This window comes from Lutibacter sp. (genome assembly GCF_013041805.1).
Lineage (GTDB): Bacteria > Bacteroidota > Bacteroidia > Flavobacteriales > Flavobacteriaceae > Lutibacter.
Genome location: NZ_JABDRI010000006.1, coordinates 18976 through 28548, shown reverse-complemented (window position 1 = coordinate 28548; position 9573 = coordinate 18976). Strand labels below are relative to the sequence as shown.

Annotated in this window: 6 protein-coding genes; 4 read left to right on the top strand and 2 right to left on the bottom strand. The window is 30.9% G+C overall.

All coding sequences use genetic code 11. The features are described from left to right. Positions 1-238: 238 nt before the first annotated feature. Complete coding sequence (locus HKP59_RS00575) at positions 239-949, bottom strand: DUF4294 domain-containing protein (protein WP_291802552.1); 711 nt, start codon at positions 947-949, stop codon at positions 239-241. A 126-nt stretch (positions 950-1075) separates the two neighbouring features. On the opposite strand from HKP59_RS00575, the gene HKP59_RS00570 reads away from it, so the two are divergent. The 4 genes from HKP59_RS00570 to HKP59_RS00555 all read left to right on the top strand — a co-directional run bounded on the left by HKP59_RS00570 (position 1076) and on the right by HKP59_RS00555 (position 5619). After that, positions 1076-2164, top strand: coding sequence for a M42 family metallopeptidase (locus HKP59_RS00570; protein ID WP_291802554.1), 1089 nt, complete (start codon positions 1076-1078; stop codon positions 2162-2164). Next, positions 2165-2914 (top strand): lysophospholipid acyltransferase family protein, encoded by a 750-nt coding sequence (locus HKP59_RS00565; RefSeq protein WP_291802550.1) that lies wholly within the window; start codon positions 2165-2167, stop codon positions 2912-2914. Between the two features lie 123 nt (positions 2915-3037). Continuing rightward, entirely contained in the window at positions 3038-4957 is a 1920-nt protein-coding gene (locus tag HKP59_RS00560; protein WP_291802549.1) for a DUF294 nucleotidyltransferase-like domain-containing protein, read from the top strand. Next, on the top strand, positions 4957-5619 hold the full coding sequence (locus HKP59_RS00555) for a 3'-5' exonuclease (protein WP_291802548.1): 663 nt from the start codon (positions 4957-4959) through the stop codon (positions 5617-5619). Before HKP59_RS00560 ends, HKP59_RS00555 begins: the two co-directional genes overlap by 1 nt. Before the next feature lie 109 nt (positions 5620-5728). Here HKP59_RS00555 and acs read toward each other — a convergent pair whose 3' ends face one another. Continuing rightward, positions 5729-9553 carry an acetate--CoA ligase gene (gene acs / locus HKP59_RS00550; RefSeq protein ID WP_291802547.1) on the bottom strand — a complete coding sequence of 1275 codons (3825 nt, stop codon included), beginning with the start codon at positions 9551-9553 and terminating at the stop codon, positions 5729-5731. Positions 9554-9573: the final 20 nt, after the last annotated feature.

Genomic DNA, 9573 nt, shown 5'->3' with positions numbered 1-9573 from the left:
TTTTGAGTTTTTTTTCTACACTTCTTTAATGAACTTTTTGCCAATCAAATACCTCAATTAGCGGATGCAAATCTAATCCGTTTTTTATTCCTGACAAGTACTTTTTTAATCTTTTTTCTATACCCTGCATACAACCCTCTAAACAAACACGTTATAGCCTAAATAATTTAACTTTGAATAGAAGCGGAAAGATAAAAATACAACATTAACTCCAATTAAACAATAATTTTACAAATATTTATTGCTTTTTGGGCTTCGCATTTTCCTTAGGTCTTGGGACCTCAATCCATTTTTCCGTTAGTTCTAAATAATTAAAATCTAATTTTGAAGGCTGTTCTTCCAAAATACCATTAAGAAAAGCTCGTTGTAAAATATCTTCAATTAAATAATCTTCTTTATTGTTGACAGGATCGTACTCGTCTTTTAAAGATAACTTAAATAAATTTGCAGTAGTATTATACCAAAATGCTTTCCAACCACTTCTTAAATTTTTTATTAAATTAAATGATGTGTCTCCTGTTTGTCTATGAACAAGTTTTATAAGTATGCGCCCTTCAGTTCTTGTTAACTTTTTAAGCTGACTTGTTAATTCCTCTTCTAAATAGTTCTGAATCCTTTTGGTGTATTGCTTTTTTCTTCTTTTTGATTCAATTTTTTCTAATCTTTCCGTTAAAACATTTAATCTATCAGCAGCTAATTTAGCATATGGGTATGCTTTCAAGGTTTTTTTTCGAAACCAATAATAATATCTTCTATCGTAACTTGATTTAAATTTTAGTTTTTTCAATAAAAGAACTTCATTTAATTCAATTAAAAGCGTATCTCCCTCAAAGATTATATAACGATCTGTTAATAAAGTAGAGTCTTTATCTCTTTCAACTTGGGAAAAAACAATTGTACTTATTAATAATGTGAGTACAACTAAATTTGTTCTGATATTAAATTTCATTTTAACTGTTGATTCTAAAAGAATTTCAAAAATACAACTTTTGAATATATTTAAACTTTAAATAAGCTAATAAATTGTAAGCATACGCAACAAATTAGTATATTCGTTTTTTTTAAATACACAATAATTATGAGTAAGAAAATATTAAATAAAAATTCAATTTCTTTTTTAGAAAAGTATTTGAATAATGCATCACCTACTGGATATGAAAGTGAAGGTCAGAAAATTTGGATGGACTATTTAAAACCATATGTTGATACCTTTATTACAGATAGCTATGGGACGGCAGTTGGTGTTATAAATCCAGATGCAAAATTTAAAGTAGTTATAGAAGGGCATGCTGATGAGATTTCTTGGTATGTTAATTACATAACACCTGAAGGTTTAATTTATGTTATTAGAAATGGAGGAAGTGATCACCAAATTGCACCTTCAAAAATTGTAAATATTCACACTAAAAAAGGAATTGTAAAAGGGGTTTTTGGTTGGCCAGCTATTCATACCCGCAAACCTGGAACAGAGGAAGCTCCAAAATTAGATAATATATTTATTGATGTTGGTTGTAAAAAGAAAGAAGAAGTAGAGGAGTTAGGTGTTCATGTTGGTTGTGTAATCACCTATCCCGATGAGTTTTTTATTTTAAATAAAAATAACTTTGTTTGCCGAGCACTTGATAATAGAATGGGCGGTTTTATGATTGCCGAAGTTGGTCGCTTATTAAAAGAGAATAATAAAAAACTTCCTTTTGGATTGTACATTACAAATTCAGTTCAAGAAGAAATTGGTTTAAGAGGCGCTGAAATGATTACTCAACGTATTAAACCAAATATTGCTATTGTTACGGATGTATGTCATGACACAACCACACCAATGATTGACAAGAAGAAGGAAGGTGAAACAATATCCGGTAATGGACCTGTAATTAGCTATGCCCCAGCTGTTCAGCATAATTTGCGCGATTTAATTGTTGAAACCGCAACTTCAAATAAAATTCCTTTTCAACGTTTAGCTTCATCAAGAGCGACTGGCACTGATACAGATGCTTTTGCATATAGCAATGGTGGTGTTCCTTCTGCATTGATTTCTTTGGCACTAAGATATATGCATACAACCGTTGAAATGGTGCATAGAGATGACGTTGAAAATGTTATTAAATTAATTTATGAAACTTTACTTTCTATTGAAGATGGTGAAACCTTTAGTTATTTTAAATAAATGAAGGTATTAAGAACGTTATTGGCAATTATTAGACTCTTGTTATTTGCTTTTGTCACGACTATCATTTATAGCTTATTGCTAATTACCAATCTATTTTATAAAAATAAAGATAAAAAGATAGAACGAGGGATAATTTATAGACGGCAAATAATTCGAATATTACATGTTATTTTAGGCTCTAAAATTTATGTTTACGGCAAAGAGCCATCTAGTTCTGGTTTAATTATCTCAAATCATAGAAGCTATTTTGACCCACTAATTATTTTAAAAAATATTTTAGCCTACCCTATTGCCAAACAAGAAGTAGAATCTTGGCCTTTAATAGGAAATGTTTGCAAGACTACTGGCGTTATATTTGTAAAGAGAGAAAACAAAGAAAGTAGAACTGAAACATTAAACAAGATCAAAACAATTTTAAAAAATGGTTTTTCAATACTAAATACTCCTGAAGGAACTACGCACATAGAACCAACAACTATTAAGTTTAAACCTGGAGCCTTTGTTTTAGCCACAGAATTAGGCGTTCCAGTAATACCAGTTGCTGTAGATTATAAGAACCTCGATGATGCTTGGATTGGTGATGACACATTTGTACCTCACTTTTTAAGATGCTTTGGAAAATGGAGAACTGAAATTAAAGTTAGTTATTTAAATCCTATATATTCTGATAATGTAGATGAATTAATTGCTCTTACCAAAAAGGAAATTGACGAAGAACTTATTAGATTTAGAAAAGAATGGAGTTAAAAAACTTTATTAAAAACAGAAAAGCTCATCAAATTAGTTAATTGATGAGCTTTTTTGTTTTTATGCAATAAATTATAGCAACAATTTTTGTAAATTTATTGTTTATATCTCATTCAAATCTTTATGAAAAACATCATTGCAGAGCGTATTTATGATTTTTTAAAGAATTTCCCTCCATTTGATGTTTTAGAAAAAGAACAATTATTTCAAATTGCTTCACAGGTAAAAGTTATTTATACAGAAAAAGGTAACTCTGTATTTAAACAAGAAGAAAATCCACATCATTATTTTTACGTTGTAAAAGATGGAGCAATTGGTTTGTATAGGACATTGGATAATGATGAAATTCTAGTTGACATATGTGATGAAGGTGATATTTTTGGGCTAAGACCTTTAATTCAAAACGATCATTATTTAATGAGTGCAAAAGCAAATGAAGAATCTATATTATATGCTATATCGGTAGATTTATTAAAAGAAATAATCGAAGTTAATGAAAAAGTTCGAAAATTTATTATTGCTAGTTTTTCCTCTAATATTAAAACACCTTACGCTAAAAGTAACAACGGTCATTTATTTGCAAATGTTGAAACACTTGAAACTATAAACTCTCATTTTTCAGAAGTTAGAACTGCCGAATTTAGTAAAAATCCAATAACTTGTTCAAAACATTGTACTATAAAACAAGCTGCACAAGAAATGAGTTTAAGACGAGTAGGCTCTATGTTAATTGTTGAAGATAACAACCCAATTGGAATTATTACTGATAAAGATTTACGCTTGAAAATAGCAACAGGTTTGATTTCAATTAATGAAAATGTATCTAAAATAATGTCATCTCCAGTCATTACTTTTTCTAAAAAAATTACTATTGCAGAAGCACAAATTGCAATGATTAAACATAAAATAACGCATTTATGTATTACTGAAAATGGAAAACCAACTTCTAAATTAATTGGTATTTTATCTGAACATGATATTGTTGTATTACACGGAAATAATCCTTCCGTATTAATTAAAGAGATAAAACGCGCAAAAGATGTTACAAAATTAGAATATCTTAAAGAAAAAACTTTAAACCTCTTAAAAGGTTACATCGATCAAAAAATACCGATTGTATTTATTTCAAAAATAATATCTGAAATAAACAGTGCTATTACCGTAAAGATTATTGAACTTTCTTTAGCTGAAATGGATAGTTTACCTCCCGTTAAATTTGGCTGGTTAGCACTAGGAAGTCAAGGTAGAAAAGAGCAATTGCTTATCACTGATCAAGACAATGCCTTAGTTTTTGAAGATGTTAAAAAAGAAAATTATAAAACAACAAAAGCTTACTTTTTAAAACTTGCAAAAAAAATCACTTATAAACTTCATAATGTTGGGTTTGAATATTGCCCAGCAGATATGATGGCTAGCAATCCAAAGTGGTGTTTATCATTAAACGAATGGAAAACTCAATTCAACAGTTGGATTACAAAACCTTCTGAAGATACTATTATGTTATGCACTATTTTTTTCGATTACAATTTAGTTTATGGAGATAAAGATTTGGTGAAAGACATGTCTAATAGTATCTTCAAATCCATACATACTTACGAAATATTTTTAAATTTTTTAGGGAGAAATGCTTTATTAAATCCGCCTCCAATTAGTTTTTTTAGACAGTTTTTAGTAGAGCATGATGGTGAACATAAAGATCAATTTGACTTAAAAAGTAGAGCTCTCATGCCTTTAATTGATGCTGCTAGATTGATTACACTTTCTCACAACATTAAAGATAAAAATAACACGATATCACGATTTAAAAAATTAATGAAAATAGAGCCTCAGAATGCCGACTTATATCAATCATGTATTGATTCATTTAAAATATTATTGCGATATAAAACTGAACAAGGTTTAAAATACAACAACTCTGGAAGATATATTCAATTAAACAAATTAAACAAATCAGAAAAATTAAAACTAAAAGGATGCTTTAAACCTATAAAAGACATTCAGGAATTGTTAAATATTAGGTATAATTTATCCCAAATGATGTAATGCTTTCTTGGTTTAAAAATAAGAAATATCCTCTCTTTTGGTTGGACTACTTAAAAAAGTTCAAAAACAAACAACCAAAAAATATTGAAAACACTCGATTTGTTGTGTTTGATACAGAAACTACTGGATTAGAAACTTCAACAGATAGAATTTTATCTATAGGTGCTGTTGGTGTTTTTAATAATATAATTGACGTATCAGACAATTTTGAAGTCTATATAAGACAAAGTAACTTTAAAGCTGAAACTGTTGAAATTCATGGAATTTTAAAAGAAGGAAACCTTGTTAAACTAAACGAAGATGAAGCCATTGAACAATTTATTAATTACATAGGAAACAATGTTTTAGTTGCTCATCATACTGCTTTTGATATCGAAATGATAAATACTTCTTTGAAAAGAATGAATTTACCAAAACTGAAAAATAAAAATATTGATACTGGTATTCTCTATAAAAAGTTGGATGGTAGAAAAGACAAACATTATTCACTCGATGTTTTGTGCGATGAGTTTGATATTCCAAAACATGATAGACATACAGCTTCAGGTGATGCCTTTATTACGTCAATCTTATTTTTAAAAATAATCTCAAAACTAAAACAAGAACGTCATGTTCATTATTCTGATTTATTTAGAATCTCTCATAAGAAAAATTTAATGTAAACGACTGTAAGTTACATTTATTGAAATCCTTAAAACAACAAAATAAGACAAGTTAAAACTATAAAAAGCCTTCAAAGATGAAGGCTTTTTATAGTTTATATTATTAAATTTATTTTACTAATGATCCATCCATAATAGCTTGAACAGCATCAGGATTAAGCAATGTTGAAATATCTCCCATATTTGAAGTCTCATTTTCTGCTATTTTGCGCAAAATTCGTCTCATTATTTTACCTGATCGTGTTTTAGGTAAATCTGGAACAAATTGAATTTTATCTAATTTTGCAATTGGTCCTATAGTTCTTGCTATTAAATCATTAATTTCATGACGTAAAAAATCTTCATTTTCAGGAATTTCATAAACAATAACATAGGCATACAGTGCATTTCCTTTAATATCATGAGGAAAGCCAACAATAGCAGATTCAACCACGTTACTATGCTCATTTATAACATTTTCAATTGGTGCAGTTCCTAAATTATGACCAGAAACAATAACTACATCATCAACCCTACCTACAATTCTATAATTTCCTTCTAAATCTCTAAAGGATCCATCCCCTGTAAAATATTTTCCTGGAAATGCCGTAAAATAAGTTTCTTTATACCGTTTATGATCTCCATAAATAGTTCTAGCAATTGAAGGCCAAGGATATTTAATACACAATCTTCCCTCTGCAGGATTTGAGCCTAATTCTTCACCTTTATCATCTAATAAACAAGGCTGAACTCCAGGCATTGGACGTGTTGCAAATGTTGGTCTTGTTGGAGTAACACCAGCTAAAGGAGAAATCATTATGCTTCCTGTTTCTGTTTGCCACCAAGTATCTACAATTGGAGATTTTTGTTTTCCAATTTTTTCATCGTACCAGTGCCAAGCCTCTTCATTTATAGGCTCACCAACTGTTCCTAACACTTTTATTGAGCTTAAATCATTTTTTTCGGTCATTTCATTTCCCTGAGCAGCTAATGCTCTAATTGCTGTTGGCGCTGTATAAAATTGATTCACTTTATACTTTTCTACTATTTGCCAAAAACGACTGTAATCTGGATATGAAGGCACACCTTCAAACATTAAAGTTGTAGCTCCAGCGGCCAAAGGACCATAAACTATGTATGAATGACCGGTAATCCATCCAATATCTGCAGTACAAAAATAAACGTCTCCGTGTTCATATTGGAATACATTTTTAAAACTATAAGCAGTTTGTACCATATAACCTGCACAAGTATGCACCATTCCTTTTGGTTTCCCGGTAGAGCCAGAAGTATATAGAATAAAGAGCATATCTTCGGCATCCATTTCTTCTGCAGGACAATTAGCATCTACCTTAGCTAATTCGTCATGCCACCATACATCTCGCCCTTCTTTCATAATTACTTTACTATTTATTCTATTTAAAACTATAGAAGTTTCAATTGTAGGACACGTTTCAAGCGCTTCATCAGCAATAACTTTTAAATCAACTGCTTTACTACCTCTCATAACTCCATCTGTTGTTAATAACAGTTTACAAGCAGCATCATTAATTCTAGTTGAAAGTGCAACAGCAGAAAAACCAGCAAAAACAACAGAATGAACAGCTCCAATTCTAGCACAAGCCAACACTGCAATAGCAAGTTCTGGAACCATTGGCATATAAATACAAATCCTATCTCCTTTAACAACTCCTCTACTTTTAAGAACATTTGAGAATTTACTTACTTCTGTGTGTAATTCTTTATATGACAAAGTTCTATTTGGCTCTGTTGGATCATTCGGTTCCCAAATAATTGCAGTTGTATCGCCTCTTTTTTCTAAATGACGATCTAAACAATTTTCAGTTATATTCAATTTAGCTCCTTTAAACCATTCGAACTTTGGTGTGTCCCAATTATACTCAAGGACTTTATCCCATTTTTTACGCCACGTGAAAGTATCTGCTATTTGAGCCCAAAACCCTTCAGGATCATTTACACTGTGCTGATAAGATTTGTAATATTTTATAAAGGAATTAACTCTTAAATCCTCTAAAGTTTCTTTTTCTTCCTCTGTTGCATGCTCGTAAATACCGATTTTATGCAATTTAAATTCGTGAGTGATTTCTGAAATAATTTCCGGATCATCAATTGTTGATGGTATTGTATATTCCGCGCCATCAGCTATATCCCTTAAAAGTTTACGAAGAATTTTTCCTGAACGTGTTTTTGGTAATCTTGGAACAATTAATACTTTTTTAAGTGAAGCAACGGCCCCTATTTGTTTTCTTATTTCTTGAACTATATTATACTCTAATTCAAAATTGGAAACATAATCGCCTGATTTCAAAACAACTAAAGCTAAAGGAACCTGTCCTTTTAATTCATTTGCAATACCAAAAACAGCACATTCAGCAACAGATAAATTTGATGCAACGACTTCTTCCATCTCAGCAGTTGACAATCTATGACCGGCAACATTAATTACATCATCAACACGCCCTGTAATATAAACGTAACCATCATCGTCTTTGTAACCACCATCACCAGAAAAATAATATCCTGGGAATTTCTTTAAATAACCTTCAACATAACGTTCAGTATTACCCCATATATTCAATAAGTTTCCTGGTGGCAATGGTAATTTTACAGTTACTAAACCCTCTTCATTTGGGCCAACTTCTTGACCTTCATTATTTAGAATTTGAATATTATATCCGCTGACTGGATTTCCTGCAGAACCTGGCTTCACCGGGAGTGGTTCAATTCCCATCATATTCGATATCATTGGCCAACCAGATTCTGTTTGCCACCAATGATCAATTACTGGAATATTTAATTGTTCTTCTAACCAACTTAATGTTGCAATATCACATCGCTCTCCAGCTAAAAATTGGTATTTCAAACAGCTTAAATCATACATTTTTAACAACGCACCATCCGGATCTTCTTTTTTAATAGCCCTAATTGCCGTTGGAGCAGTAAACATTACTTTCACATTATTTTCACTAATAATCCTCCAAAATGTACTTGCATCAGGAGTTCTAATTGGTTTTCCTTCAAAAAGAATGGTTGTATTTCTATTTAAAAGTGGTCCATATACAATATAACTATGCCCAACTACCCAACCAACGTCTGAAGCTGCCCAGAACGTATCACCTTCCTCAACTCCATAAATATTTTTCATTGAATATTTTAAAGCTGTTGCGTAGCCACCTGTATCACGCAAAATACCTTTTGGTTTTCCGGTTGTACCCGAAGTATATAAAATATATAATGGATCGGTTGAATTCATTTCCACACAATCCGCAGGTTCTGATTTTTTTACTAATTTTTTATAACTAATATAACGTTCCGTTTTAGGATTTACTGCACCTAAGTTGCGCTGATATACGATTACTTTATCTGGCTTATGTGCAGATTTTAGAATTGCCTCATCTACTAATGGTTTATAAGCAATAAGCCTGTCAACTTCAATTCCTGAAGTTGCGGTAATAATCACTTTTGGTTTACAATCATCTATCCTGATAGCTAATTCGTGTGGAGCAAAACCACCGAAAACAACAGAATGTATAGCTCCAATTCTAGCACACGCAAGCATACTAAAAGCAGCATGTGGAATCATTGGCATATAAATTATTACTGTATCTCCTTTTTTTACTCCTAAATCACGAAGACCACCGGCTAAGCGTTCTACCTGACGTTTTACTTCATTATAGGAATACTTTATTTTTTGTTGCGTAACAGGAGATTCATAAATAATTGCGGTTTGCTCTCCAAAACCAGCCTCAACATGTTTATCAACTGCCAAATAACACATATTTAGTTTCCCATCAGCGAACCAACGATCCAAACTATTTTCATCTTTAGATAAAATAGTGGTAGGTTTTTTATACCATTTAATATTGTTTGCTTCTTCTGCCCAAAACTTTTGAGGGTTTTCAATACTTTTACTATAATGCTTTTGATAACTCATCCTATTATTTTTTTAATTTG

What these genes read in the sequence shown, in the direction of transcription:
- HKP59_RS00575 (WP_291802552.1), bottom strand. Translation starts at nt 949, where the DNA reads ATGAAATTTAATATCAGAACAAATTTAGTTGTACTCACATTATTAATA.
- HKP59_RS00565 (WP_291802550.1), top strand. Translation starts at nt 2,165, where the DNA reads ATGAAGGTATTAAGAACGTTATTGGCAATTATTAGACTCTTGTTATTT.
- HKP59_RS00560 (WP_291802549.1), top strand. Translation starts at nt 3,038, where the DNA reads ATGAAAAACATCATTGCAGAGCGTATTTATGATTTTTTAAAGAATTTC.
- HKP59_RS00555 (WP_291802548.1), top strand. Translation starts at nt 4,957, where the DNA reads ATGCTTTCTTGGTTTAAAAATAAGAAATATCCTCTCTTTTGGTTGGAC.
- acs (WP_291802547.1), bottom strand. Translation starts at nt 9,553, where the DNA reads ATGAGTTATCAAAAGCATTATAGTAAAAGTATTGAAAACCCTCAAAAG.